Consider the following 26,956-nt stretch of genomic DNA (forward strand, 5'->3'; position numbering starts at 1 on the left):
TACGGGGTTAGACATGCAGACCGAAGACGAACAGATCGCGCAACTGAAGGATTGGTGGGATCGCAACGGCAAGCCTTTACTGGCCGGTGGCGTGCTTGCGTTGGTGGCGGTATTCGGCTGGCAGGGCTGGCAGAAATACCAGACCAATCAGGCTCAGGGCGCATCCGCTCTGTATCAGCAACTGCTGGAAACCGCCCTCGATCCTGCGGGCAAGCCCGATGCCGCCAAGGTAGCGGAGCTGTCCGGTAAGCTCGACAGCGAGTTTGGCGGTAGCCATTACGCCCAGTACGGCAGCCTGTTCGTCGCCAAGGTTGCGGTCGAGGCCGATCGTCTCGACGATGCGGCCGCTGCTCTGCAAGGCGTGCTGGACAAACCCGCCGATGCAACTCTGGATGAACTGGCGCGTCAGCGTCTGGCCCGGGTTCTGGCTGCTCAGGACAAGGCCGACGAGGCGCTGAAGCTGCTTGATGCCAAGGTCGAGGATGCTTTCTTGGCCAGCCGAGAGGAGCTCAAGGGCGATCTGCTGGTGCAGTTGGGCCGTAGCGACGATGCCCACGCCGCCTATCAGAAGGCCAAGGATGCACTGGCCGAGGACGCCGCCGTTGGCGGTCTGCAGATGAAGCTGGACGACCTGGCAAAAGGGGATGCGTGACGTGATGCGTTGGAAGAATGCCGCACTGCTGGCTCTGGCCGTTCTGGCTGTGGGTTGCAGCAGCAATAGCAAGAAGGAACTGCCGCCCGCCGAGCTGACCAAGTTCGACGAAGAAGTCGAGCTGCGTACCGAATGGAGTCGCTCCATCGGTGACGGCCAGGGTGAAACCTTCAACATGCTGGTGCCTGCTATCGATGGCGACGTGATCTACGCCGCCGACGTTGAAGGCCTGGTCGTGGCGATGGACCGTACCAGCGGCAAGGTCATCTGGCGCAAGAAACTCGATATCCCCGTTTCCGGCGCTATCGGTGCTGAGTACGGTCAGGTATTGCTGGGCACGCTGAAGGGCGAGGTGATCGCCCTGGACTCCAGCAATGGTGACGAGCAGTGGCGTTCGCGGGTGACCAGCGAAGTGCTGGCCGCCCCGGCGAGCAACGGCGATATCGTCGTTGTGCAGACTCAGGACGACCGTCTGATCGCTTTCGATGCCAGCACGGGTAACCAGCGCTGGATCGTCGAGAACACTCCGGCCGTACTGACCCTGCGCGGCACGGGGGCACCGCTGGTGACCAACCGTCTGGTGGTCGCTGGTCTGTCCAGTGGCAAGGTGGTGGCGGTCGATGCTCAGCGTGGTCTGCCGGTCTGGGAACAGCGTGTGGCTATCCCGCAAGGCCGTTCCGAGCTGGAGCGCGTGGTGGACATCGACGGCGGTCTGCTGCTGTCCGGTGGCACTGTGTATGCGGTGAGCTACCAGGGCCGTGTCGCCGCGATGGACCTGGAGTCCGGTCGCGTGCTCTGGCAACGCGAGGCATCCAGCTCGGTCGGTGTCGCCCAGGGCTTTGGCAACGTATACGTCAGCCAGGCCAGCGGTACTGTCGAAGGCATCGATGAGCGCAGCGCTTCGGCACTGTGGAACAACGATTCTCTGGCGCGTCGCGAGCTGTCGGCACCGCAGGTGTTCTCCAGTTACGTTGCGGTGGGCGATCTCGAAGGCTATCTGCACCTGCTGAGTCAGGTCGATGGTCGTTTCGTCGGGCGTACCCGCATCGATAGCGATGGTCTGCGCACGCGTCCGCTGGTGGTGGGCGACTGGCTGTATGTCTATGGCAACAGCGGCAAGCTGGTGGCATTGACCATCAAGTGACCGACTATGCTGCATCCAGGCGTTAGGCCAGATGCAGCAGCACGAAAGATTCCGGCCGCTGCCCGTGCAGCGGCCTTTGTATTTTCTGAAATAACGTAGTGGAGAGCCTGATGGTTCCCGTAATTGCCCTGGTGGGCCGGCCGAACGTCGGCAAATCCACATTGTTCAACCGCCTGACCCGCAGCCGCGACGCCATCGTCGGCGACCTGTCCGGTCTGACCCGCGACCGCCAGTACGGCGAGGCCAAATGGCAGGGGCGTACCTATATCGTGGTCGACACCGGCGGTATCTCCGGTGACGAGGAAGGTATCGACGCGAAGATGGCCGAGCAGTCCCTGCAGGCCATCGAAGAAGCCGATGCCGTGCTGTTCCTGGTGGATGCGCGCGCCGGCATGACCGCTTCCGACCAGATGATCGGTGAGCACCTGCGTCGCCGTAACAAGCAGAGCTTCCTGGTGGTGAACAAGGTCGACAACCTCGACGTTGACCTGGCCCGCGCCGAGTTCAGCCCGATGGGCCTGGGCGAGCCGCTGGCGATTGCCGGTGCCCATGGCCGCGGCATCACCCAGATGCTCGAAGTGGTACTGGGCAGCTTCCCCAAGGATGCCGGCGAGCCGGAAGAGGGCGACGAGGAAGAGGAAGAAGTGCTCGAAGGCCAGGAGGCCAAGCGCATCCCCGGCCCGAGCGAGAAGGACGGCATCAAGCTGGCCATCATCGGTCGCCCCAACGTCGGCAAGTCGACCCTGGTCAACCGCATGCTCGGCGAAGAGCGGGTGATCGTCTATGACCAGGCCGGTACCACCCGCGACAGCATCTACATCCCGTTCGAGCGGGACGACGAGAAGTACACCCTGATCGACACCGCCGGTGTGCGCCGCCGCGGCAAGATCTTCGAGGCGGTGGAAAAGTTCTCGGTGGTCAAGACCCTGCAGGCCATCCAGGACTCCAACGTCGTGGTGTTCGTCATGGACGCCCGCGAAGGCGTGGTCGACCATGACCTCAACCTGCTCGGCTTCGTGCTGGAAAGCGGCCGCGCGCTGGTCATCGCCCTGAACAAGTGGGACGGCATGGACCAGGGCCAGAAGGACTATGTGAAGACCGAGCTGGAGCGCCGGCTGTTCTTCGTCGACTTCGCCGACATCCACTTCATCTCCGCCCTGCACGGCACCGGCGTCGGTCACCTGTACAAGTCGGTACAGGCCTCGTTCCAGTCGGCCATCACCCGCTGGCCGACCAGCCGCCTGACGCAGATCCTCGAAGACGCCGTCAGCGACCATGCGCCGCCCCTGGTCAACGGTCGCCGCATCAAGCTGCGCTACGCCCACCTCGGTGGCGCCAACCCGCCGCGTATCGTCATTCACGGCAACCAGGTCGACGCCGTACCGCGTGCCTACAGCCGTTACCTGGAGAACACCTTCCGCCGCGTGCTGAAGCTGGTCGGTACGCCGATCCGCATCGAGTACAAGGGCGGTGAGAACCCGTACGAAGGCAACAAGAACAAGCTCACCGACCGCCAGGTGAACAAGAAGCGCCGCCTGATGAGCCACCACAAGAAGGCCGAGAAGAAGCGCAAGGACAAGCGCAAGTAAGCGCTGTTCTGCCGTGTGCACCGCGCAGGCGGTGTGCACGGCATAAGCTTGTTCCAGCTTTTCATGACGGCAGCGGGTGCCGTCTGCCTGGCCCTTCGGCTATCCTCGCGGCTTGCCTTGTTTCTGCCAGGAAGTCGCGATGCTCGTCAGCAAGCTGCCCAACGTCGGCACCACCATCTTCACCCGCATGTCCCAGTTGGCCACCGAACTCGGTGCGCTCAACCTGTCCCAGGGTTTCCCCGATTTCGACGGTCCGCAGGCGCTGCGTGAAGCGGTGGCGCGGCACGTGCTGGAAGGGCGCAACCAGTATTCACCGATGACCGGCCTGCCGGCGCTGCGCCAGCAGGTGGCGGCGAAGATTGCCCGCAGCTACGGCGTGCAGCGCGACGCCGACAGCGAAATCACCATCACCCCCGGTGCCACCGAAGCGATCTTCTGCGCGGTGCAGGCGCTGATTCGCCCTGGTGACGAGGCGATTGTCTTCGACCCCTGCTACGACAGCTACGAGCCCTCGGTGGAGCTGGCCGGCGGGCGCTGCGTGCACGTGCCGCTGGCCCTGCCGGACTTTGCCGTGGACTGGCAGCGCCTGGCGGACGCGATCACCCCGCGTACCCGGCTGATCTTCATCAACTCGCCGCACAACCCCAGCGGCGCGCTGCTCTCGCGCAGTGATCTGGACCAGCTCGCCGCGCTGATCCGCGAGCGCGATATCTACGTGATCAGCGATGAGGTCTACGAGCACCTGGTCTTCGACGGCGTGCAGCACGCCAGCGTGCTGGCTCATGACGAGCTGTACGCGCGTGCCTTCGTGGTCAGCTCGTTCGGCAAGACCTACCACGTCACCGGCTGGAAGACCGGCTACGTGGTGGCGCCGCCGGCGCTGACCGGCGAGCTGCGCAAGATTCACCAGTACGTCAACTTCTGCGGCGTGACCCCGCTGCAGTTCGGCCTGGCCGACTTCATGGCCGCGCACCCGGAGCATGTCGAGGAGCTGCCGGCTTTCTATCAGGCCAAGCGCGACCTGTTCTGTGATCTGCTGGCGGGCTCGCGCTTCAGCTTCACCCGCGCGCCGGGCACCTACTTCCAGCTGGCCGACTACTCGGCGATCCGTCCCGATCTCGATGATGTGGCCATGGCCGAGTGGCTGACCCGCGAGCATGGCGTGGCGGCGATTCCTGTGTCGGTGTTCTATCAGAGCGCGCCGCAGGACATGCGCCTGGTACGCTTCTGCTTCGCCAAACGTGAAGAGACGCTGCGCCAGGCGGCTGAGAAGCTCTGCGCGGTATAAGGACGGATGGGGCGGGCACAACCCGCCCGTGACGAGTTGGCGGGGTTACCCGCCCTACGGCAAGCGAGGCCCCGATGAGCAACAAACCCGATCTCGAACTGGCGCTGATCCAGAGCGAACTGGACTGGCACGACCCGGCCGCCAACCACCGGCGTTTCGCCGGGCTGATCGAACAGGCAGCAGGCGCCGACCTGATCGTGCTGCCGGAGATGTTCACCACCGGCTTCTCGATGAACTCGGCGGAGCTGGCCGAGGAAGAGAACGGCCCGAGCACCGAGTGGCTGCGCGAGCAGGCGCAGCGCAGCGGTGCGGTGGTGACCGGCAGCCTGATCATCCGCGCCGGCGACGGCAGCTACCGCAACCGCCTGCTCTGGGCGCGCCCGGATGGCAGCCTGGCGCATTACGACAAGCGCCATCTGTTCCGCATGGCCGGCGAGCACAAGCACTACAGCGCAGGCGACGAGCAGGTACTGCTGGAACTCAAGGGCTGGCAGGTGCGCCCGCTGATCTGCTACGACCTGCGCTTCCCGGTGTGGAGCCGCGACCCGGCGAGTACCGATCTGCTGATTTACACCGCCAACTGGCCAGCGGCGCGGGCGGCGCACTGGAACCGCCTGCTGCCGGCCAGAGCTATCGAGAATCTATGTTATGTCGCGGCTGTGAACCGTATCGGCGAGGACGGCAAGGGCCACGGTTATACTGGCGACTCGCAGATTCTGGATTTCCAGGGCGAGTCGTTGTTACGCGCCGAGGCCGGAGCAGGCGTGTTCCGTCAGTGCCTGGCCGCCGCGCCGTTGATGGCTTATCGCGAGCGATTCCCTGCGTATCTGGATGCAGACACTTTCACCCTTAGTTGAATCAGGAAACCACCATGGACGGTCAGAGCCAAAACCCATTTCAGACGCCTCACGCCGAGTTGAGCGAAGTCAGCCACGATTACCCGCTATACAGTCTGGCCGGTGTGGGGTTGGCGACATTCATTGGCACGCCTCTGGCCGGTGCCTGGCTGCTCGCGCACAACCTTCAGTTACTGGGTAAGGCTGATCGTGTGGCGATGACCTGGGGTGTCTCCGTTGCGCTGCTTTTCGTGACCCTGGTACTGGCTTTCGTCCTGCCCGAGGAGGTGCCTGCCCTGCCATTCGCCATCGCTCAGCTGTTCGCGATGATGGCGCTGTCCAAGCATCTGATCGAAACGGATATCAAGCGACATGCCGCGGCGGGTGGGCGATTTCTGTCCAACTGGCGTGCGGCGGGGATTGGCCTGCTGTTCACGCTGGGCATGGTCGCCCTGATGTTTGCCGTGGTGATGATTCTGGGTATCTGATGCAGGCAGAGCCGGGCCGCAGCCCGGCGCTCTAGGCCTATGCCTGCAGGGTGTCCATGTCGATCACGAAGCGGTATTTCACGTCGCTCTTGAGCATGCGTTCGTAAGCCTCGTTGATCGATTGCATGGGGATCATCTCGATATCCGAAACGATGTTGTGCTCGGCGCAGAAGTCGAGCATTTCCTGGGTCTCGGCGATGCCGCCGATCAGCGAGCCGGCCAGCCGGCGGCGTTTGAAGATCAGGCCGAATACGTCGGGCGACGGGTGCGGCGAGTCCGGGGCGCCGACCAGGGTCATGGTGGCATCACGCTTGAGCAGGTTGAGGAAGGGGTTGAGGTCGTGTGGGGCGGCCACGGTATTGAGGATGAAGTCGAAGCTGTTGGCATGCGCGGCCATTTCCTCGGCATTCTTCGACACCACCACTTCACTGGCGCCGAGGCGCAGGGCGTCTTCGCGCTTGTTTGGCGAGGTGGTGAACAGCACCACGTGTGCGCCCATCGCGGCAGCGATCTTCACGCCCATATGACCCAGCCCGCCGAGGCCGACGATACCGACTTTCTGTCCCGGACCGACCTTCCACTGGCGTAGCGGCGAGTAGGTGGTGATACCGGCGCACAGCAGCGGCGCCACCGCCGCCAGGTTGTCGCTGTGGCGGATATGCAGGACGAAATGCTGATCGACGACGACGTGTTTCGAGTAGCCGCCGAAGGTATTGGCGCCACCGAATACCGGGCCGTTGTAGGTGCCGGTGAAACCGCTCTCGCAGAATTGCTCCAGGTCTTCCTTGCAGGAACTGCACCGGCGGCAGCTGTCGACCATGCAGCCGACCCCGGCCAGTTCACCGACCTTGAACGTGCTGACATTGCTGCCCACGGCAGTCACGCGTCCGACGATCTCGTGTCCCGGCACCGACGGATACAGGGTGTTCTTCCAATCGTTACGCGCAGTGTGCAAATCGGAGTGGCAGACGCCGCAATAGAGGATATCGATGGCCACATCGTCCGGGCCAACGGCGCGCCGCTCGATGACGTGTGGCGCCAGTGGCGATTGTGCATTCTGCGCGGCGTAGGCGAGGGTGGTGCTCATGAAGTTCTCCTTGATGATGCAAACGGACAAGGGGAAAGACTAGAGCATGGTGTTGATGGCGCGATTGCTCGATCCTGTTACATCACTGCCCATAAGTGCCTGGTGGTGGGGCTGATTAGGCGCAGCAGAAACGACGAAGGGGCGCCGTGGCGCCCCTTCGTTCTGCTGCCAGCGAGAGTCAGGCGGCTTCGGTTTTCACCTCGGCCTGCTTGATGGCGCGGTTCAGCGCGCTGAACAGGGCGCGGAAGCTGGCAGTGGTGATGTTCTCGTCGATACCGATACCGTGCAGCGGACGCTGACCGTCCAGACGGATCTCGATGTAGCAGGCGGCCTTGGCATTGGCGCCGGCACCGATGGCGTGCTCGTGGTAGTCCATGATCTCCACGGCTACCGGCAGGCTCGATACCAGGGCTTCCAGCGGGCCTTTGCCGGCGCCATTCCAGCGCTGCTCCTGGCCATCGACCTCGACCTTGATCTCGACACTGCTGTCACCATTCTCTTCCTGCAGGCGGTGGCCCTTGAGTTCGTAGGGCGCCTTGGCCTGCAGATACTCGCTGTCGAGCAGCTTGTGGATCTGCGAGGCAGTCATCTCCAGACCGAGACGATCGGTTTCACGCTGCACCACCTGGCTGAACTCGATCTGCATGCGGCGCGGCAGGTTGATGCCGTACTCCTGTTCGAGCAGGAAGGTGATGCCGCCCTTGCCGGACTGGCTGTTGACGCGGATCACCGCCTCGTAATCGCGGCCGATGTCAGCCGGGTCGATCGGCAGGTACGGCACTTCCCACACGGCTTCCGGGTCCTGCTGGGCGAAGCCCTTGCGGATCGCATCCTGGTGCGAGCCGGAGAAGGCGGTGTGCACCAGATCGCCGACGTAGGGGTGGCGCGGGTGTACCGGAATTTGGTTGCAGTCTTCGACCACCTTGCGTACCGCATCGATGTCGGAGAAATCCAGCTCTGGGTTGACGCCCTGGGTGTAGAGGTTCAACGCCAGGGTTACCAGGCAGACGTTACCGGTGCGTTCGCCATTGCCGAACAGGCAGCCTTCAACGCGATCGGCGCCGGCCATCACGGCCAGTTCCGAGGCGGCCACACCGGTGCCACGGTCGTTGTGGGTGTGCACGCTGATCAACACGCTGTCGCGGCGGTCGACGTGACGGCCGAACCATTCGATCTGGTCGGCGTAGTTGTTCGGCGTGGCGCATTCGATGGTGGCCGGCAGGTTGAGGATCAGCTTGTTCGCCGGGGTCGGCTGGAACACGCCAATCACTGCGTTGCACACCTCGACGGCGAAGTCGATTTCGGTGCTGCTGAACACTTCCGGCGAGTATTCGAAGCCCCACTGGGTTTCCGGTGCGGCATCGGCCAGGCGTTTGATGGTGCTACCGGCTGCGATCGCGATGGCCTTCACGCCAGCCTTGTCCTGGTTGAAGACGATCTTGCGGAAGCTCGGCGCGCAGGCGTTGTAGTAGTGGACGATGGCCTTCTTGGCGCCTTTCAGCGACTCGAAGGTGCGCTCGATAAGGTCGTCACGGGCCTGGGTCAGCACCTGAATGGTGACGTCATCGGGGATGTGGCCGCCTTCGATCAGTTCGCGGACGAAGTCGAAGTCGGTCTGCGAGGCGGACGGGAAGCCCACTTCGATTTCCTTCAGGCCCACGGCGACCAGGCACTTGAAGAAGCGCATCTTCTTCTCGGCATCCATCGGTTCGATCAGCGACTGGTTGCCGTCACGCAGGTCGGTGGACAGCCAGATCGGCGCCTTGTCGATGATCTTGTCCGGCCAGGTGCGATCCGGGATCTGGATCTGGGTAAAGGGACGGTACTTCTGCGACGGGTCTTTGAGCATGCTCATGAATCAATCCTGAAAGCGAGGGCCGATGTGGCCGTGCTGAAAAATGAAAAAGAGATTAAACAGAGAGATTCGGGGTCGGCAGACCCTAGCGCAGTCGTTGGGCGACCAGGCAGAGATTGGCGTGTTGCCGAAGGATGATGAGGGTCTGCGAGATGTTCATGAAGCCAACCCTAACCATTGGGGGTAAAGCTGGCAAGCGTGTCGAAAAAATTGGTGGAAAAACGCGTATAGGGTCGCTGGGTGGTTTTTTATTGCGGCTAAATTCTTCTCGGTGGAGTTTGATTGCGCATCTCTGTTGCGTGCACATGAGCGCGCTGCGGGAGAGGGAATGGCGCCCCCGCAGCGTGGCATTGCAATGAATCACGGCGCCGAGTGCAGGCTCTGGCGCAGTTCGCGCATATCTGCGCCACTCGGGTGCTGGAATACCCGTAGGCCGAACTCCGGAAGAATGGCCAGCAGGTGATCGAAGATGTCCGATTGGATGCCTTCGTAGACATTCCAGCCCGTGTTGTTGGTGAAGCAGTAGATCTGCAGCGGCAAGCCGTCTGCAGTCGGGCTGAGCTGGCGCACCAGCAGCGTCATGTTCTGATGCACATGAGGATGATGCCGCAGGTAATGCTCGACATAGGCGCGGAAGCTGCCGATGTTGGTGATGCGCCGCGTATTGACCGCTTCCTTGCCATGCTCGGCGAGCTTGTTGTTCCAGTCGAGCAGCTCCTGATCCTTGTGGTCGAGGTAGTCATCGAGCAGCATGAAGCGACGCAGGCGGGCGATTTCCTCATCGTCAAGGAAGTGCACGCTGGTCTGGTCCAGGAGCAGCGAGCGCATGATCCGCCGGCCACCGGATTCCTGCATGCCGCGCCAGTTCTTGAACGGGTCGGTGATGAAGCGCCGGGTCGGGATGGTGGTGATGGTCTTGTCCCAGTTCTGCACCTTGACCGTGTGCAGCGCGATGTCGATCACGTCGCCATCGGCGTTCAGGTTGGGCATTTCCACCCAGTCGCCGACGCGAATGATGTCGCTGGAGGAGATCTGCACGCTGGCCACCAGCGACAGCAGGGTGTCCTGGAAAATCAACATCAGTACCGCCGCCATGGCGCCCAGGCCGGACAGCAGGATCAGCGGTGAGCGGTCGATCAGCGCTGCTACCATGAGAATCGCTGCAATGGCGAAGATGGCGATCTTGATCACCTGCAGGTAACCCTTGATGGGTTTGAGGTGAGCATTCGGACGGCGCTGATACAGGGTGTTGAGAATGTCCAGCAGTGCGGCGATGGCCATGGCGATGGTCAGTACGATGAAGGCGCTGCAGACGTTGCGCGTCACTTCCACGACAGCCTCGGGCATGTCCGGTACCAGCATCACGCCGCTGGATAGCACCAGCGCGGGCACGACATTGGACAGGCGCTTGATGAGCCCGCTTTCCTTGATCTGGCCATGCCGGCCGACGGTCGTGGCGCCGATCACGCGGTAGATCGCGCGTACCAGGATGTGCTTGACCACCCAGTTCGACAGCCAGGCGGCAGCGATCAGGGCGCAGGTTGCGCTGAGGGTAAGCAGTTCTGGCTGTTGCTTCAGCCAGTCCATCCAGGTGTTGAGCTCATTCGGCATATCCGGCTCCGCAGCAGGCAGGGAATGGGCCGGCGCTGAGCGGCCGGCCGTCTGAGCGGCGCTACCCTAGCAAAATCACCGCGTTAACCCAAACGGCAGGTGTTGCAGGGCGCGTCAGGAGAGATCAGGGCTTGAACGCGCCGATGAAGATCGCCGGATCGATGCGGGCATCGTTGAGGCTGACGTTCCAGTGCAGGTGTGGCCCGGTGGCGCGGCCGGTGGCGCCAACCTTGCCGACGTGGCCGCCACGGGCAATTTCGTCGCCGAGTTTCACGTCGATCGACGAGAGGTGGCAGAACATGCTGATCAGCCCCTGGCCGTGATCGAGAAACACGGTCTTGCCGTTGAAGAAGTAGTCGCCGATCAGGATCACCTTGCCGGCGGCTGGTGCCTTGATCGAGGTGCCGCTGCTGGCGGCGAAATCCAGCCCCGAGTGTGGATTACGCTCTTCACCGTTGAAGAAGCGGCGCAGGCCGAAGGGGCTCGACAGCGGGCCGTTGACCGGTTTGTCGAACAGCAGGTTGCTTGGCTGACGGGCGCTGAACTGGCGATAGGCGCGGGTCTGCTCGGCCAGTTCACGCTCGATGCGCGCAAGGTTCTTGGCGTTGGGGTTGACCTGCTGTTGGTTCTTGATGGTGATGCGCTGCTCGCTGTAGTGCTTGGCGCCGACCTGGAAACTGAGAGGCTGAGCGCCCACGACTTCCAACTGCTGGGTGCCGGGTTTGACGCTCAGCGGCACGCCGACGATGGCGATCCAGCGCTGTCCGTCTTCGCGAATGGTCAGTACCGGTTTGCCCTGGTAGCGAGCTTTCGGCGCTTGCGCCTGATCACCCAGGTCGAGCACGGCTACACCGCCCGGCACCGGCTTGTTCAGCAGGCGGGTGATGAAGCCTTCGGCATGGGCGGGCAGGGCAAGGGCAACGGTGAGTAGTAACAGCAGAACGCGCATGGGGTTTCCTTGGCAATGTGAGGGCTGCACCGCGAAACCATTAGGGGCGATCAGCACGTTGATGCTGCGGTGGATCGCCGGTAAGCCAGCTCCTACAGCGGCTTTGTGTCTAGTCGAGTAGCGACAGGGTCGCCGGTTGTATGTGGTTGTCTTCGACGCGCACGTCCAGCTCTCCTTCGCCCAGACGCGCCTTGAGGCGTTGGCCTGGGTGGGTCTGTGCTGCGTTGCGCACTGCCTGGCCGCGTTCGTCGAGCAGAATGCTGTAACCGCGGCCCAGGGTGGCCAATGGGCTGACGATCTGCAGTTGGCCGGCCAGCGCGCTCAGTTGCTGGCGCTGGATACGCAGTTGGCTGTGCATGGCGCGCGGCAGGCGTTCGGCCAGGCCGTCGAGGCGCTGGCGCAGCAGGGCCAGATTACGTCCCGGATGTTGGGCAGCGAGGCGCGCATCGAATCGGGCCAGACGCTCACGCTGGCTCGCCAACTGCTGGTTGAAGGCACGGCGCAGGCGCATGTCCAGATCATCCAGGCGTTGCGCCTGCTGGCGCAGCCGTTCACCAGGGTGGCGCAGACGCCGGCTCATCCCCTCCAGCCGCAGGCGTTCGCGGGCCAGGCGGCCCTGCATGTGCAGCACCAGGCGCCGCTGCAGATTGTTCAGGCGCTGCACCAGCTCGCTGCTGTCCGGGGCCAGCAGTTCGGCCGCAGCAGAGGGTGTTGGCGCTCGGATATCAGCAACGAAGTCGGCGATGGAAACATCCGTTTCGTGGCCCACGGCGCTGACGATGGGCGTGACGCAGGCAGCCACGGCGCGTGCCACGGCTTCTTCGTTGAAACACCAGAGGTCTTCCAGCGAGCCGCCGCCACGCGCCAGGATCAGTGCATCGAAGCCTTGCGTATCGGCGCGCTGCAGGGCGCGAACGATCTGCGCGGTGGCCTCACGCCCCTGGACGGCAGTGGGGATCAGGTTCAGCTCGACCTGTGGCGCGCGGCGGCGGAATACGCTGATGATGTCGCGAATCACCGCGCCGGTTGGCGAGCTGACGATGCCGATGCGTCTGGGGTGGGCGGGCAGGGCGATCTTGCGTTCGGCGGCGAACAATCCTTCGGCGCCAAGTTTTTCCTTCAGCGCCTCGAAGGCCAGGCGCAGCGCACCGTCACCGGCTGGCTCGACTGTATCGAGGATCAGTTGGTAGTCGCCGCGGCCCTCGAACAGCGAGACCTTGCCGCGCACCTTGACCGACAGGCCGTCGCGCAGCGCCTGGCGCACGCGGGCGGCGTTCTGCCGGAACAGCGCACAGCGGACCTGGGCCTGACTGTCCTTCAGGGTGAAGTAGATGTGCCCGGACGCCGGGCGCGCCAGGTTGGAGATTTCCCCCTCGACCCAGATGCTGGAGAACACGTCTTCCAGCAGCAGGCGGGCGCGGTTGTTGAGTTGGCCGACGCTGAGCACTTCGCGATCGAGGTTCAGGCGGGCAAAAGGATCGTTGATCATGGGGCGGCATGATAAGCCGAGTGAGCAGTGGCTGCGACCTCTGCTCACTCGGCTTGTTGCAGACGTTGCAGCAACCAGGCGGCAACCGGCCCCAACGTGCGTTGCCGCGACCAGATGGCATCGACCGTGACTCGCCGCGGCCAGCCGCTACAGGTCAGTTCGTGCAAGCCGTCGAAGCCGTAGGTTTCGACCAGTTGCCGCGGCAGCTCGGCCCAGCCGAAGCCCAGGCGCGCCATTTCCAGCAACATCAGATAATCCGGCGCGGCCCAGCAGCGTCCGCCGCTGCCGGGCAGGTCATCGCGGTTGGCGTCATCATCGGCGATGCTGCTCAATCGCAGCAGGCGCCAGTGCGAGAGGTCCTCCGGGCGAACCCGAGGGCGCTCGGCCAGGGGGTGATTCTTGGCGACGAACAGGCCGAATTCGCTGCTCATTTCCAGACGGGCGTGGGCGATGTGCGGCGGATAGCGATCCTGCGCCGCCAGCAGGCCGATCTGGGCCCGTCCCTGGTTGACCAGGTCGAGTACGTCGGACTGTTCGGCGATCAGGCTTTCGAACTGCAGGTCGGGAAAGCGCTCGTCCAGCTCCTGCAGGCGCGCTTCGTATTGCTTGGGCTGATAGGCGTCGGAAAGGGCCAGGGTCAGGCGTGCTTCCTGCCCCCTGGCCAAACCGGCGGCGTGAGTCGCCAGACGATCCGTGGCCGCCAGCACTTCATCGGCATGCGACAGCAGGCTGGCGCCCGCCTCGGTGAGTTGCAGGCGACGTGGTCCGCGCTCGAACAGTGCGACGCCCAAGTCGATTTCCAGTCGAGCGACGGCTTCGCTGATCGTCGACTGGCTCTTGCCCAAGCGCCGTGCCGCTGCGCTGAGTGAGCCACTGTGGGCGGCCTGGGCGAAAGCCTGAAGGGATTCGGGAGAAATATTCATATCGGTTTAGCCGATGGCAACTCACTTCGTAATGGCAGGGTTGCCGATGATCATAGCGCTCATCGTCTGTGTCTGTTGCCACGAGGTATTGACCATGTCTCAGCCGCTGCCCCGTTCCCTGCGTGAGCGCATTCTCCATGCGCTGGTCTTCGAGTCCATTGCAGTGCTCATCTGTGCGCCAACCTTGGCCTGGCTGATGGGTAAACCCCTGCTGCATCTGGGCGTGCTGACGCTGATGTTCTCGACGGTGGCCATGTTGTGGAACATGCTGTTCAACTACCTGTTCGATCGTGCGCAGCAGCGACTGGGTTTCGAGCGCGGCCTGGCAGCGCGTGTCAGCCACGCCTTGCTGTTCGAACTCGGCCTGGTGGTGATGCTGGTGCCGCTGGCCGCCTGGTGGCTGTCGATTGGCCTGCTGCAGGCGCTGTTGCTGGATATCGGCTTGCTGCTGTTCTTCCTGCCTTACACCCTGGGCTTCAACTGGTGTTATGACCTGCTGCGGGCGCGGACCTTGGCTCGGCGCGAGATGGCGATCTGCCGGGGGGCTTGATTTGCCGGCGCCAGCGCCTAAGCTGCCGCCTTTGTTCGCTGCCAGCCCAACGCCCATGACCGCACAACTCGTTCTCGTTCCACAGATATCCACACTTCCCGCGCATGAGGAGAAGGCGAGGGCGCTGCTGCGTTGGTTGGTCAAGCGGCGGATCGTCGAGGCGCTGCCAACCACCTGTGGCCAGGGCGGCAACGGTATGGCCTATGCCATTGGCCCGGGTGCGCGGCAGATCGCCGAGCGTCCCGAGCTGCTGCCATATGGCCAGGCGCACAATGGTCTGGAAATCATCACCCACCGCTGCATCTATGTACCAACGCGCAACTTTCTCGAAGAGGCGGGCTGCGCCGAGTGTCGCCGGGAAGTCGGTGTGCCATTGTTCGATAGCCTGGAGGTCTGGTGGCCAGGGGAAACCGACAACTTCACCTGCCCGGAATGCGGGCATGAGGATGACATCAACGGCTTCCTGTTCCTGCAGCCATGCGGTTTTTCCAACCTGGGCTTCATCTTCAATGGCTGGCTGGAGGCCGGCCTGCGCCCGGCGTTCGTCGAGGAGTTCGGCGAACGCCTGGGCTTCAGGTTGCGTCAGGTGCGGGTCGACGATCCGGCCTGAGTCGCTCTGTCATCCTCTGTGGGAGGGGCTTTAGCCGAGATTTCATCGTGCTTCGGTCGCCTCCCACTAGTGTCACCGAGCTTGCTTCAAAACTCGACGCTGGCCGACAGACGCACTTCGCGTGGCTCGCCTACCGCGACGCGCAGGTTGCCGCCGCTGGACGGGTAATAGCGTTCGTTGAACAGGTTGCGCACGTTCAGCTGCAGGCGGGTTTTCTCGCCGAGTAACTGGCTGTCCCAGCTGACGAAGGCATCGGCCACCGTGTAACTGTCGAGCCAGAAGCTGTTGGCGTTGTCGCCCGCGCGTTCGCCGACGTAGCGGGCGCCGCCACCCAGGCGCCACTGACCGAGAGCCTGTGGCAGATCCAGGTGATGGGTCAGGTACAGGCTGGCGACATTGCGCGCGGCGTTGACCAGTTCGTTGCCCTGATTGTTCGGGTCGTCGAGGATCTCCGTGTCGGTGTAGGCGTAGCTGCCGAGCAGTTCCCAGCGCTCGCTCAGGCGACCACTTATATCCAGCTCCACACCGCGCGAACCCACCTTGCCGGCGGCTTCCGAGACGTTGTTGGTGGTGACCACCACGTTTTCCTTCTCGATATCGAACAGCGCCAGGGTGGCGCCGAATCCCCGGGGCAGATCCAGCTTCATTCCCAGCTCGTAGCTGCGGCCTTCTTCTGGATCGAAAGCCTGTCCGCTGTCTGCGTCCGATGCATTGGGCACGAAGGAGCGGCTGTAGTTGCCGTAGAAGGCAACCTGATCATTGAGCTGGAACACCAAGCCACCGAAAGGCAGGAATGTGGTGTCGTGACGGTCGGTGGGGCGGGTATAGGTCGCGCCACGTCCCTGTTCTACCAGTTGCTCGAAGCGCTGATAACGACCGCCGAGCACCACGATCCACTGCTCGTTCAGGTGCCAGTTGTCCTTCATGTACAGCGAGCGCGAATGCAGCTCGTCGTTACGGTCGCTCTGCGCCTGGTTGAGTACCGAGGGCTCGGCGAGGTTGCCGTACACCGGGTTGTAGATGTTGAAGCCAGCGGTTGTCGCGCCACGCCAGGTATCGCCGCGGAAGTTATCCACGCGTTCGGTGTCGGCGCCGATCAACAGGTCATGACGCTGGCCAAGCAGGGTTGTGTTGCCGATCCAATCCCAGGCCAGGTACTGGGTCTGGTTATTGTGCTCGCTGCCGTCGGCGCGGCGACCAAGGGCGCCGGTGTTTGCGTTGAGTGTTGCCGGGCGTGCCTCGGCGTAGTCGTAGCGCTCATTGTTCCAGCCATAGGTGAGGCGGCTCGACCAATCGTCGCTGAGTTGGTACTCGGCTGTGGCGGTGAGCAGTTCATCGATGCCTTCGGCCTTGGCCCAGGCCTCATTGAATCGGTCGTTATAGGAGGTGTGGGCCGGTTTGCCGTTGATGATCACCGTGCCGCGATCTACCGGGGCGCTGTATTCCTTGTACTCGTAGGCGAGGTTCAGACGCAGGCGTTCGCCTTGCCAGCTCAAGGATGGTGCGATGAGGCTGTGTTCCTCTTCACCGAAGTTGCGCCAGTAGTCTTCGTGCTGGCGCTCGGCGATCAGGCGAAAGGCCAGGCCGCTGTCGGCGATCGGGCCGGTGACATCGACCGCCAGGCTGCCGCCGCCGAAGCTGGAGTTGTCCGCGCTCAGTTGCGTGGCCCACTGATACTGCGGTTTCTTGCTGATGACGTTGATCAGTCCGCCTGGCTCCAGCGCACCATACAGCAGCGAGGCCGGGCCCTTGAGCACTTCCACACGCTCACTGGTGGCGCTGAAGTTGCGCGACAGGCTGGAGCGGATGCCGTCGCGCAGGATCGAACCATCGGCATTGCTGCCAAAGCCGCGTTTGACGAAGCCGTCCTGCGTGCCGGCCAGGGTGTTGCTCTGGGTGATGCCGCTGACGAACTTCATCGCATCGTCCAGAGAGCGGACTTCAAAGTCTTCTATGGTCTGCGGCGTCACCACCTGTACCGATTGAGCCTCATCCTTGAGTGCGACGGAGGTTTTGCTGGCAGTGCTGCTGCGTTTGGCCTGGTAGCCGTCCTCTTCGGTAATTGGGCTGGCGATGACGTCCTGACTGGGGAGCTCCAGCTCCTGCGCCAGCAGGTGAGCGCTCGGAAGCAGGCAAAGGCTGAGCAGAGCGGCACTGGTGCGGCTCAGGGAAAGGCGGGGAGGAATCATTTGTTACTCAGGTGCGGATGTTTTTGAGAATCATTATTTTATGATCTCTTTACAGTCTCTGCCTAGAGTCACACTTTGCATTGAGTGCTTCGCGGTGCCTGGGTATAATGCCGCGCTTCTTATTTTCCCGCTCGGGAGCCCGCCATGCTGCGCATCAGCCAAGAAGCACTCACTTTCGACGACGTCCTGCTTATCCCCGGATACTCCGAGGTACTGCCCAAGGACGTCAGCCTGAAGACCCGCCTGACCCGCGGCATCGAACTGAATATCCCGCTGCTGTCCGCCGCAATGGATACCGTTACCGAAGCGCGCCTGGCCATTGCCATGGCTCAGGAAGGTGGCATCGGCATCATTCACAAGAACATGACCATCGAGCAGCAGGCTGCCGAGGTGCGCAAGGTCAAGAAATTCGAGGCCGGCGTGGTCAAGGACCCGATCACCATCGAAGCTGACGCGACCGTGCGCGACCTGTTCGAGCTGACCCGCCAGAACAACATCTCCGGTGTTCCGGTACTGTCCGGCGGCGACCTGGTCGGCATCGTCACCTCCCGCGACGTGCGCTTCGAAAACCGTCTGGACGCCCTGGTGCGTGACGTGATGACGCCGAAAGAGCGCCTGGTCACCGTCAAGGAAGGCGCCGACAAGGAAACCGTTCGCGAGCTGCTGCACAAGCACCGCATCGAGAAGGTCCTGATCGTCGACGACGCCTTCAACCTCAAAGGCATGATGACCGTCAAGGACATCGAGAAAGCCAAGGCTTACCCGCTGGCCAGCAAGGATGACCAGGGTCGCCTGCGCGTTGGCGCAGCCGTCGGCACTGGCGCCGACACCGGTGACCGCGTCGCGGCACTGGTCAACGCCGGCGTAGACGTGATCATCGTCGACACCGCACACGGCCACTCCAAGGGCGTGATCGATCGCGTACGCTGGGTCAAGCAGAACTTCCCGGAAGTTCAGGTCATCGGTGGCAACATCGCCACTGGCGCAGCGGCCAAGGCACTGGCCGAAGCGGGTGCTGACGGCGTCAAGGTCGGTATCGGCCCGGGCTCTATCTGCACCACTCGCATCGTTGCTGGCGTCGGCGTACCGCAGATTTCTGCCGTAGCCAACGTGGCCGCTGCCCTGGCCGGCACTGGCGTACCGCTGATCGCCGACGGCGGCATCCGCTTCTCCGGTGACCTGTCCAAGGCCATCGTCGCCGGTGCTTCGGCCGTGATGATCGGCTCCATGCTGGCTGGTACCGAAGAAGCGCCGGGTGAAGTCGAGCTGTTCCAGGGCCGCTCCTACAAGGCCTACCGCGGCATGGGCTCGCTGGGTGCAATGGCGCAGGCGCAAGGTTCCAGCGACCGTTACTTCCAGGACTCCTCGGCCGGTGCCGAGAAGCTGGTGCCGGAAGGCATCGAAGGTCGCGTACCGTACAAGGGCGCCATGGCCGCCATCGTTCACCAGCTGATGGGCGGCCTGCGTGCCTCCATGGGCTACACCGGCTGCGCCACCGTCGAGGAAATGCGCACCAAGCCGGAGTTCGTCCGCATCACCGGTGCCGGCATGGCCGAGTCGCATGTCCACGACGTGCAGATCACCAAGGAAGCCCCGAACTACCGCGTGGGCTAAGGTCCATTGCATTGAATCAACACGGGGCTGGCTTATCAGCCCCGTGTCATTTGTGAATACCTACGAGAGACGGCCATGGCCCAAGACATTCACGCCCACCGCATCCTGATTCTGGACTTCGGTTCCCAGTACACCCAACTGATCGCCCGTCGCGTGCGCGAGATCGGCGTCTATTGCGAACTGCACCCCTGGGACATGAGCGACGAGGACATCCGCGCTTTCGCCCCGCGTGGCATCATCCTCGCCGGTGGCCCGGAGTCGGTGCACGAAGCCAACAGCCCGCGCGCCCCGCAGGCGGTGTTCGATCTGAATGTGCCGGTGCTGGGCATCTGCTACGGTATGCAGACCATGGCCGAGCAGCTCGGCGGCAAGGTAGAAGGCTCCGACCTGCGTGAGTTCGGTTACGCCCGCGTTGACGTGGTCGGCAAGAGCGAGCTGCTCGCCGGCATCGAAGACCATGTCGACGCCGACGGCGTACTCGGTCTGGATGTGTGGATGAGCCACGGTGACAAGGTCACCCGCCTGCCGGAAGGCTTCCACGTACTGGCCAGCACCCCGAGCTGCCCGATCGCCGCCATGTGCGACGACACCCGCCACTACTACGGCGTACAGTTCCACCCGGAAGTGACTCACACCAAGCAGGGCGGTCGCATCCTGTCGCGCTTCGTCCTGGAAGTCAGCGGCTGCGAAGCCCTGTGGACCCCGGCCAACATCGTTGATGACGCCGTTGCTGCGGTACGCGCCCAGGTTGGCGATGCCAACGTCCTGCTCGGCCTGTCCGGCGGCGTGGACTCCTCGGTGGTTGCTGCGCTGTTGCACAAGGCCATCGGCGACCAGCTGACCTGCGTGTTCGTCGACAACGGCCTGCTGCGCCTGCACGAGGGTGATCAGGTGATGGCCATGTTCGCCGAGAACATGGGCGTCAAGGTGATCCGCGCCAACGCCGAAGAACAGTTCCTCGGTAACCTGGCCGGCGAAGCCGACCCGGAGAAGAAACGCAAGATCATCGGCCGCACCTTCATCGACGTGTTCGATGCCGAGGCCAGCAAGCTGGACAACATCAAGTTCCTCGCCCAGGGCACCATCTACCCGGACGTGATCGAGTCGGCTGGCGCCAAGAGCGGCAAGGCCCACGTGATCAAGAGCCACCACAACGTCGGCGGTCTGCCGGAGGAAATGAACCTCAAGCTGGTCGAGCCGCTGCGTGAGCTGTTCAAGGACGAAGTGCGCAAGATCGGCCTGGAACTGGGCCTGCCCTATGACATGGTTTACCGCCACCCGTTCCCGGGGCCGGGCCTGGGCGTGCGCATCCTCGGCGAAGTGAAGAAGGAATACGCCGACCTGCTGCGTCGTGCCGACCACATCTTCATCGAAGAGCTGCGCAAGGCCGACTGGTACCACAAGACCAGCCAGGCGTTCGTGGTGTTCCAGCCGGTGAAATCGGTCGGCGTGGTCGGTGATGGTCGTCGCTACGCCTGGGTCGTCGCTCTGCGCGCTGTGGAAACCGTGGACTTCATGACCGCTCGCTGGGCGCACCTGCCGTACGAGCTGCTGGAGACCGTCAGTGGCCGCATCATCAACGAAATCGAAGGCATCTCCCGTGTCACCTACGACGTGTCGAGCAAGCCGCCAGCGACCATCGAGTGGGAGTGATCTGGCGCTTGAAAGCCCTCACTACCAGGCCGTCAGAGTAAACAAGAAGCCAGCGTTAAAGCTGGCTTTTTGCTGTTTGCTGTATTCGTTCTATCGATGCTCAGAGCACCTTGGTGAGAAACCTTCAGGTGCGATTATTGGCGTTGATGCCAATACCAAGATGGTCCAGGCTCGTGCCAACTGGTATCTAAATATTGCAGTCCCTTTCTGGCAAATACTCTCACTGAGCGAGACGTTGCTGGATACGAATGAAAGGGCAAGCAGTGCCAATGAGCTATTCGGACGTCCCGTTTATCAGGCACTTCTTCTGGTTCCTAAAACCGAGTCTGACTCAGATAAGCGAGCGATTCTTGGCCCGCAACGCCCGAGCTGATCGGAGCTTGGGCAAGAGTTGTGTCTGATTTATGAGCGCGATGCATTGACATGAAAACTGCGCTTTCCAGCTGATCGATACCAAACGACGTAACCCAACGCTGAAATAAAAAACGCTACAACGTGAACGATAGCGGCCGGCTTTGGCTGGCAGTCATGGCCATACGACATTACGTTGCGGCGTCAATTCAATAAGGGTGATACGCTCGGGCTTTTTTCACCTGGCCACAATGGGTGCTGGAGTCGGGGTGTATGCGGCCCGGCATCATCAGTGGCGTATGAGACATGCCATCCATGGCTCTCGCAAGTGGGGCCTCTGGCCCTAAACGCATTGCTCAGGGCAGGGCAATATAGTGATTGGGTCGGTAATTGATTAGAAGGTAGGACTTCTGCGTGGCGCTCGATTTCAACACCATACTTTTGATGATGACTGTCACTTCCTGTGTGTCAGCTGTAGCGCTTTATTTACTCTATTGGTTGTTGCCGGGAGTTCCCGGTCTCAAACAAGCGGTTATTGCCGGCGCCAGTCAGGCGGTCACACCTATGCTTCTCCTGGCCCGCGGCATCATTGACCCGATGATATCGATTCTGCTGTCCAATGCTGTCTATCTTCTTGCAGGCGCCTTCTATTATCAGGCAGTGCGGCAGCTCTGCGATTTTGCCATGGAATGGCGCTGGCCAATGACCGTCATACTTCTGTTCTACCCGCTGATTATTATTTTTCTGGATAGCGAGGATCTGAGTAAACGCGTTTTCATAAGCTCAATAGCTATAGGCTGTCTTACCTTTATGAGCAGCTGGGTATTATGGAAAGATCAAGTACGGCTATCTCGGCGCGGCCTGGCAATCGTTTTTGCGACGGCGACTCTACTTTGCGTGATCAGGGTTTTCTTCATACTGGGTCAGCCGAGCATGAGTCAGTCGGATTTTCAGACCGCTTACCTGATCTTCATGCTGGGGGTCGTTATCAGTATAGGTGTAATGGTCGGCATTGTTGTCATTGTCTTCGATCGCCTGCGTGAGCAGTTAAAATTTCAGCTGCAGGAAGTTACAGCTGCTCATGATGTCGCGCGTATTGCCTTGCGCGAACAAAAAGATTTCATGGCCATGTTGTCGCATGAGTTCAAAACTCCATTGAGTATTATCAAAGCCAATGCCGATGCGGTGGTGATGATCGAAAACCCGCCAGCACCCTTCATAAAAGAAAGTTTGGAGCGAATACAGCAAACCTCCTTGCGCCTGAATGATCTGGTTGATGGCTGCCTCAGTGATGAGCGGATTTCGACTGTTATTGAAGACAATGAATTGTTCATGACATCGCTCGATCTGATCGAACTATTAAGGGGTTTGAGTGATGAGTACGGTGTTCGTTTTGTCGATGCGCATGCTCCCGCGGCGCTGCACATACAGGGGGATCGCTACCTGGTGTCGATTTTGTTTTCAAGCCTGATAAGCAACGCCCGGAAATTTGCACGCAAACACGAGAATACTGAAATTCGGCTGCTATCCCCGCCGCAGAATAGTGCCGCCCCGATAACGGTGGAAGTATTTGACGACGGCCAGGGCGTTGCGGAACAGGAACGCCAACGGATCTTTGATAAATACTATCGAGTGTCGTCGGAAACACAGCCGCAGGGATCAGGGCTGGGGCTTTTCTTTGTCAAGCGGATTGTTGAGCTGCACGGTGGTACGGTGAGTGTCGAGCGCCGGCAGGGGACCATTTTTTCCGTGACATTACCTGCTGAGGGAGCGGCCAGATGCAACAGTTGCGTGTATTGATCGTCGACGATGAGGCACACTTCCGTGCCCCCATACGGGCCGTGCTGGAGAGTATCGGAATGGAGGTCATGGAGGCCGGTTCGGCAACGCAGATGGATGCAATCATGAGCCGTTTCGAGGTCGACATGCTGCTGCTGGATGTCAATCTTCCCGGCGAGGGCGGCTTGCAGATCGCCAGTCGCCTCAAGCAAACAAGGCGTATCGAGATCATCATGATGTCGGCCTTGGGCGATGTTGAGCATCGCGTCAACGGTCTGTCCTCGGGGGCCGATTACTATTTGCCCAAGCCAGTTGATATCAGAGAGTTGCTGGCAGTGATGCAACGCTGTAAGCGACACAACAGCGTTGAAAAAGCAGTACCCACCCCCTGGCAGTTCCAGGCAGCCAAATGGCTACTGATTACGCCAGACGGTGAGGCGCATGAGTTGTCTAAATCCGAGCGGGATATATTGGATAGATTGATATCCCTGGCCGGAAAGCCAGTTACCCGGCAACAACTGTATGCTGCCATGGGTGTCCCTAACTACCCGCCGGAAAGCAGAAGCCTGGATATCCATATCACCCGCATTCGCCGACGTTTTACGACCGGTAATTATGCCATTCCGATCAAGACCGTACGCAATGTCGGTTATCTGTTTTCCGAAGCGGTACACGTACATCATTGAAACTTTAGGATTTGATGTGGTGTGCCTGGGGCGCCTTTAAGGGCAGGCGCTGATCGTTTATATGTACAATTGAAAGTGAAGGCATCTGAGTAATGCCGTCAGGAAAGCTGAAGAAATTCCTCTCCGTTGCTCCTGTTGAAGTGGGAGCGGTGGGGCTCTGGATTTCCGCGTGTGCGAGAATGGCAACTGTTTCAGACTCTCCCCAAGTAAACATAACTGCTTGTCGGTTTCCAAACACTGCAGATGCTGTAGCCCAATGAGTCAATGCTGAAGCCTGCATGTGATGCATACTTTGCCTGTTAATTAATAGTTAAATGCCTGTTATTAATGGCTGTATGTCATTGGGTTTTTGTTCTTTAGGTGAATATGATGTTTATGGGGTATAGAGTGTTAGTCTCATGGTTTAATTGATATGTAAAAGATTTGATTGATTAGGGTTCTGCCATGTTACACGGTGAAACATAAGCTTTTCCCATCTTGTGTTAGTGTCACGTTTTTCGTTACTTCTCAGTAAGCGCTTATTGCGTTTGCGCGATTTTCTGTGCCCTGAGAAAGCGATGCGTGCTGGCTCAATTTGATAAAAGCAAAAGGTTTTCGCAATGAACAGGATGTATAAGATTGTCTGGAGTGCTGCTCGCCAGGTATGGGTAGTGGCGGGGGAGTTAGCCAAAGGCAAAAGAAAAAGTGCCTCATCTCAATCAACCATCGCCCTTGCAGGACATGTTTCATCTCGTTGCGATGTCACGCCTTTTAAAAAGTGGAGCTGGCGCTATAGCGCTTTACATGCTGCCGTGATCTCGATGGTAGCCCTGGGGAGCGCGGTGTCGATGTCCGCTTATGCGCAGGATCCTGCTGTTGGCGGCCAGGGCGGTGGGCGTGACAATTTTGGTGGTGGCTCAGGCGGAGCGTCGAGCCTAACTGAGCCCGGTGGAGATGGCAGCCAAGGGAGCTTGGGCTCTTCCACTGCTGGCGGTGGCGGTGGTGGTGGCGCCGGGATCGGTGCGGCTGGCGCTGGCGGTGCGGGCGCTGAACACGGTGGTGTGGACGATGGCGCTGGTGGGGCCGGCGGCGCAGGCGGGGCTTCGGATGGCGCCAACGGCGGAGATGGTGGTGACGGGGGCGACGACAACATCCGTGCGGGCGGCGGCGGTGGTGGTGGTGCGGGTGCCGTGGGCGGTGTGGGTCTTCTCAATGATCTTCCATCGACCGTAACGGGCGGGGCGGGCGGAAACGGTGGAAACGGTGGCTCGTTGACCGCCAACACAGGCCTTTCCAGCGGCGGCGGTGGTGGCGGCGGCGTAGGCGGCTACGGCTTTGTGTCCACGGACAGCGATCCAGCCACATTGTCCGGGGTCACCGTGCAGGGCGGTGATGGCGGCGCCGGCGGCAATGGCGGTCGCGGCGGCAATAACTCCCAAGCGGGTCACGATGGTGGCGGCGGCGGCGGCGGCGGGCTCGGCCTACTCGTCCAAGGTGCAGGGGTGTCACTCGTCATTGATTCCACGGTAGCCGGGGGGGGCGGAGGCAATGGCGGTCGCGGGGGCGATGCGGCGGTCGGTATCCTCTTGGGGCGTGGTGGCGCCGGAGCTAATGGTGGTGACGGCTTGATATTCACGCAGGCTGCAGCAGCCAGCATCGAGGGCAGCGTCACCGGTGGCAGCGGTGGCAACGGCGGCGCCAGCGGTGATTCGGGTGGGACCCCGGTCCTCAGCGGCAGGGCGGGCAACGGCGGCAACGGCGGCAACGGCGTGGTTCTCGAGGCCGGCGGCAGCGTTCAGATTTCCGGCACTGTCAGCGGCGGTGCCGGTGGTGACGGCGGCGAGAACATCAACAACACGAACGCTAGTGCGGGTGGCGCGGGTGGTGCCGGTTTGCTTGCGCTCAATGGCGGAACCATCGAAGTCACCGCTACTGGCAGTGTCACCGGTGGCGATGGTGGCGATGGTGGCGCCTCCTTGGGTGATGATGGCGTCGGTGGCGCCGGCGGCGTTGGCATCCAGGGTTCTAACCTGACAGTTACTGTTGCTGGCAGCGTTAGCGGCGGCGTCGGCGCCGATGGAACCGAGGCCAACGCCATCGAATTCACCGGCGGCACCAACCAACTGATCGTGCTCGGCGGCTCCCGGGGCGGCGCGGTTGTCGCGAACGGGGAGCACGACACGTTGACGATTGGTGTGACTGGCGAGTTTGACGTCTCGGGATTCGACAGCGTCAGCGGCGACTTCAGGGGCTTTGAGGCCTTCGAGAAGATCGGTGCCGGTACCATGGCGCTCGTCGGTTCGACCGCGGAGACGACGCCATGGACGGTATTGGCGGGTACGCTTTCGATCGATAGCGGCGGTGCGCTGGGTACATCGGACAGTCTGCTGACCCTCAACGGAGGGGCGCTTGCCGTAACCGCTGATACCACGGTGGAGAATAATGTGCTGATCGGTGCTGACAACGGCACGATTTCCGTCGCCAATGGTGTGGCGGCCACGGCAAGTGGGGCGCTTTCCGGAACTGGCGCCTTCACCAAGGACGGCGCTGGCACGCTCACTCTCAGCGGAGCCAACAGCTACACCGGCGGCACGACCATTTCGGCGGGCACATTGATCGGTGACACGACAACTCTGCAGGGCGACATTGTGAACAACGCCGCGCTGACGTTCGATCAGGGTATGAATGGCACTTATGCTGGGGCCCTCTCGGGTGTGGGCGTGTTGACCAAGGAAGGCGATGGCGAACTGGTCCTGAGCGGAAACAGCTCTACCTATGCAGGAACAACCATTCTCAGTGGCGGTCTGCTGAGCGTGAACAATGCGCTTGGCGGCACCGTGAACGTGACGGGCGGCAGGCTTGGTGGTTCGGGCTCGCTGGGCGCTCTCAACGTATCTTCTGGCGGTACGGTGGCGGCGGGTAACTCCATCGGCACGTTGAATGTGAACAGCGACTTCAGCCTGGGTGCGGGCTCGACGTTGGAGGTGGAGCTGAATGACGGTGGCAATGTCGCCGGTGTCAATAATGACCTGGTGAATGTGACAGGTACCGCCACCATCGAGGATGGTGCCATCGTTCACGTGATGCCGGTCGCTGGCAGCGGCTCCAACTACGCCGCCGGTACTACCTACACCATCCTTGAGGCCGGAACCCTCGACGTTCAAGGCACGCAGAGGCTGAACATCGACTTTGACTACGCCTACCTGAGCTTTGTGCTGGGGCAGGTTGGTAATGCCCTCACCCTGACCAGTAGCCTGGATAACGCCCTCGGGCAGACCTTTGCCCTGGCTGGCATGAGCCGCAACCAGCGCTCGACGGCGACGGGGGTCTTTACGCAGGGAGCGGGTAAGGCGGTCTTCGATCAGGTGCTCAACATGAGCGAGCGTCAGGCGTTTGCCGCGATGGATGCCCTGTCGGGCGAAGTGCACGCCAGTGCCCGAACCGTTCTGCTCGACAGTGCCAGCCAGGTACGCAGCGCCGTATTGCAGCGCGCGCGCAGCACCGAGCGCAGCGAAGGGCAGGGCGTATGGTTCGAGCTGCTCGGTGGTCGCATGAATCTGGATGGCAACGGCAATGCGGCAGCGCTGGACAGCGACGAGCAGGGGCTGTTGCTCGGCATCGATAAGCGTCTGAA

The 26,956-nt window shown here is 61.7% G+C and carries 21 protein-coding genes and 1 pseudogene; 15 read left to right on the plus strand and 7 right to left on the minus strand.

Annotation, left to right across the window (positions count from 1 at the left end):
* Window positions 1–13: 13 nt before the first annotated feature.
* From ACJRW5_RS22190 to ACJRW5_RS22215, 6 genes are all read left to right on the plus strand, one after another.
* Entirely contained in the window at window positions 14–652 is a 639-nt protein-coding gene (locus tag ACJRW5_RS22190; protein ID WP_484572650.1) for a tetratricopeptide repeat protein, read from the plus strand.
* Complete coding sequence (gene bamB, locus ACJRW5_RS22195) at window positions 645–1,796, plus strand: outer membrane protein assembly factor BamB (RefSeq protein ID WP_484572651.1); 1,152 nt, start codon at window positions 645–647, stop codon at window positions 1,794–1,796. Before ACJRW5_RS22190 ends, bamB begins: the two co-directional genes overlap by 8 nt.
* A gap of 110 nt (window positions 1,797–1,906) precedes the next feature.
* Window positions 1,907–3,385: a ribosome biogenesis GTPase Der gene (der, locus tag ACJRW5_RS22200; RefSeq protein WP_484572652.1), complete on the plus strand. Its 1,479-nt coding sequence runs from the start codon at window positions 1,907–1,909 to the stop codon at window positions 3,383–3,385.
* 139 nt (window positions 3,386–3,524) lie between these two features.
* Window positions 3,525–4,673: a pyridoxal phosphate-dependent aminotransferase gene (locus tag ACJRW5_RS22205; protein ID WP_484572653.1), complete on the plus strand. Its 1,149-nt coding sequence runs from the start codon at window positions 3,525–3,527 to the stop codon at window positions 4,671–4,673.
* Window positions 4,674–4,747: 74 nt separating this feature from the next.
* Window positions 4,748–5,530 (plus strand): amidohydrolase, encoded by a 783-nt coding sequence (locus ACJRW5_RS22210; RefSeq protein WP_484572654.1) that lies wholly within the window; start codon window positions 4,748–4,750, stop codon window positions 5,528–5,530.
* 14 nt (window positions 5,531–5,544) lie between these two features.
* Entirely contained in the window at window positions 5,545–5,997 is a 453-nt protein-coding gene (locus tag ACJRW5_RS22215) for a hypothetical protein (protein ID WP_484572655.1), read from the plus strand.
* A gap of 37 nt (window positions 5,998–6,034) precedes the next feature.
* Here the strand turns inward: ACJRW5_RS22215 and ACJRW5_RS22220 are convergent, their stop codons facing one another.
* The 6 genes from ACJRW5_RS22220 to ACJRW5_RS22245 all read right to left on the minus strand — a co-directional run bounded on the left by ACJRW5_RS22220 (window position 6,035) and on the right by ACJRW5_RS22245 (window position 13,911).
* On the minus strand, window positions 6,035–7,084 hold the full coding sequence (locus tag ACJRW5_RS22220) for an NAD(P)-dependent alcohol dehydrogenase (protein ID WP_484572656.1): 1,050 nt from the start codon (window positions 7,082–7,084) through the stop codon (window positions 6,035–6,037).
* 178 nt (window positions 7,085–7,262) lie between these two features.
* Complete coding sequence (gene leuA, locus ACJRW5_RS22225) at window positions 7,263–8,939, minus strand: 2-isopropylmalate synthase (protein WP_484572657.1); 1,677 nt, start codon at window positions 8,937–8,939, stop codon at window positions 7,263–7,265.
* A 360-nt stretch (window positions 8,940–9,299) separates the two neighbouring features.
* On the minus strand, window positions 9,300–10,550 hold the full coding sequence (locus ACJRW5_RS22230) for a mechanosensitive ion channel family protein (protein ID WP_484572658.1): 1,251 nt from the start codon (window positions 10,548–10,550) through the stop codon (window positions 9,300–9,302).
* A 124-nt stretch (window positions 10,551–10,674) separates the two neighbouring features.
* On the minus strand, window positions 10,675–11,499 hold the full coding sequence (locus tag ACJRW5_RS22235) for a peptidoglycan DD-metalloendopeptidase family protein (RefSeq protein WP_484572659.1): 825 nt from the start codon (window positions 11,497–11,499) through the stop codon (window positions 10,675–10,677).
* A 109-nt stretch (window positions 11,500–11,608) separates the two neighbouring features.
* The gene (gene xseA / locus ACJRW5_RS22240) at window positions 11,609–12,988 is read right to left on the minus strand and encodes an exodeoxyribonuclease VII large subunit (protein WP_484572660.1); all 1,380 of its coding nucleotides are present in this window, start codon (window positions 12,986–12,988) and stop codon (window positions 11,609–11,611) included.
* Window positions 12,989–13,032: 44 nt separating this feature from the next.
* The gene (locus ACJRW5_RS22245; RefSeq protein ID WP_484572661.1) at window positions 13,033–13,911 is read right to left on the minus strand and encodes a LysR family transcriptional regulator; all 879 of its coding nucleotides are present in this window, start codon (window positions 13,909–13,911) and stop codon (window positions 13,033–13,035) included.
* Window positions 13,912–14,005: 94 nt separating this feature from the next.
* Here ACJRW5_RS22245 and ACJRW5_RS22250 point away from each other — a divergent pair, with 94 nt between their 5' ends.
* Together ACJRW5_RS22250 and ACJRW5_RS22255 are read left to right on the plus strand one after the other, a co-directional pair.
* The gene (locus ACJRW5_RS22250; RefSeq protein WP_484572662.1) at window positions 14,006–14,461 is read left to right on the plus strand and encodes a multidrug/biocide efflux PACE transporter; all 456 of its coding nucleotides are present in this window, start codon (window positions 14,006–14,008) and stop codon (window positions 14,459–14,461) included.
* Window positions 14,462–14,516: 55 nt separating this feature from the next.
* Window positions 14,517–15,071 (plus strand): sugar ABC transporter ATPase, encoded by a 555-nt coding sequence (locus ACJRW5_RS22255; protein WP_484572663.1) that lies wholly within the window; start codon window positions 14,517–14,519, stop codon window positions 15,069–15,071.
* An 86-nt stretch (window positions 15,072–15,157) separates the two neighbouring features.
* On the opposite strand, the gene ACJRW5_RS22260 is transcribed toward ACJRW5_RS22255, so the two are convergent.
* On the minus strand, window positions 15,158–17,260 hold the full coding sequence (locus ACJRW5_RS22260; protein ID WP_484572664.1) for a TonB-dependent siderophore receptor: 2,103 nt from the start codon (window positions 17,258–17,260) through the stop codon (window positions 15,158–15,160).
* A 144-nt stretch (window positions 17,261–17,404) separates the two neighbouring features.
* Between ACJRW5_RS22260 and guaB the strand changes: the two genes are divergently transcribed.
* The 7 genes and pseudogenes from guaB to ACJRW5_RS22295 form a co-directional block, all read left to right on the plus strand.
* The gene (gene guaB / locus ACJRW5_RS22265; protein ID WP_484572665.1) at window positions 17,405–18,874 is read left to right on the plus strand and encodes an IMP dehydrogenase; all 1,470 of its coding nucleotides are present in this window, start codon (window positions 17,405–17,407) and stop codon (window positions 18,872–18,874) included.
* Between the two features lie 75 nt (window positions 18,875–18,949).
* Entirely contained in the window at window positions 18,950–20,527 is a 1,578-nt protein-coding gene (guaA, locus tag ACJRW5_RS22270) for a glutamine-hydrolyzing GMP synthase (RefSeq protein WP_484572666.1), read from the plus strand.
* Window positions 20,528–21,292: 765 nt separating this feature from the next.
* Window positions 21,293–22,678: a sensor histidine kinase gene (locus ACJRW5_RS22275; protein WP_484572667.1), complete on the plus strand. Its 1,386-nt coding sequence runs from the start codon at window positions 21,293–21,295 to the stop codon at window positions 22,676–22,678.
* On the plus strand, window positions 22,657–23,343 hold the full coding sequence (locus tag ACJRW5_RS22280; RefSeq protein ID WP_484572668.1) for a response regulator transcription factor: 687 nt from the start codon (window positions 22,657–22,659) through the stop codon (window positions 23,341–23,343). The genes ACJRW5_RS22275 and ACJRW5_RS22280 overlap by 22 nt, the downstream gene beginning before the upstream one ends.
* A gap of 608 nt (window positions 23,344–23,951) precedes the next feature.
* A pseudogene (locus tag ACJRW5_RS22285) lies at window positions 23,952–24,053 on the plus strand (ESPR-type extended signal peptide-containing protein); the annotation flags it as partial.
* Window positions 24,054–24,276: 223 nt separating this feature from the next.
* A complete protein-coding gene (locus tag ACJRW5_RS22290; RefSeq protein ID WP_484572675.1) occupies window positions 24,277–24,555 on the plus strand; it encodes a hypothetical protein in 279 nt (92 codons plus the stop codon).
* Between the two features lie 38 nt (window positions 24,556–24,593).
* A partial coding sequence (locus tag ACJRW5_RS22295; RefSeq protein WP_484572674.1) for an autotransporter outer membrane beta-barrel domain-containing protein occupies window positions 24,594–26,956 on the plus strand: 2,363 nt, incomplete at its 3' end.

This window comes from Pseudomonas pichavaramensis (assembly GCF_050473265.1).
Classification (GTDB): domain Bacteria; phylum Pseudomonadota; class Gammaproteobacteria; order Pseudomonadales; family Pseudomonadaceae; genus Aquipseudomonas.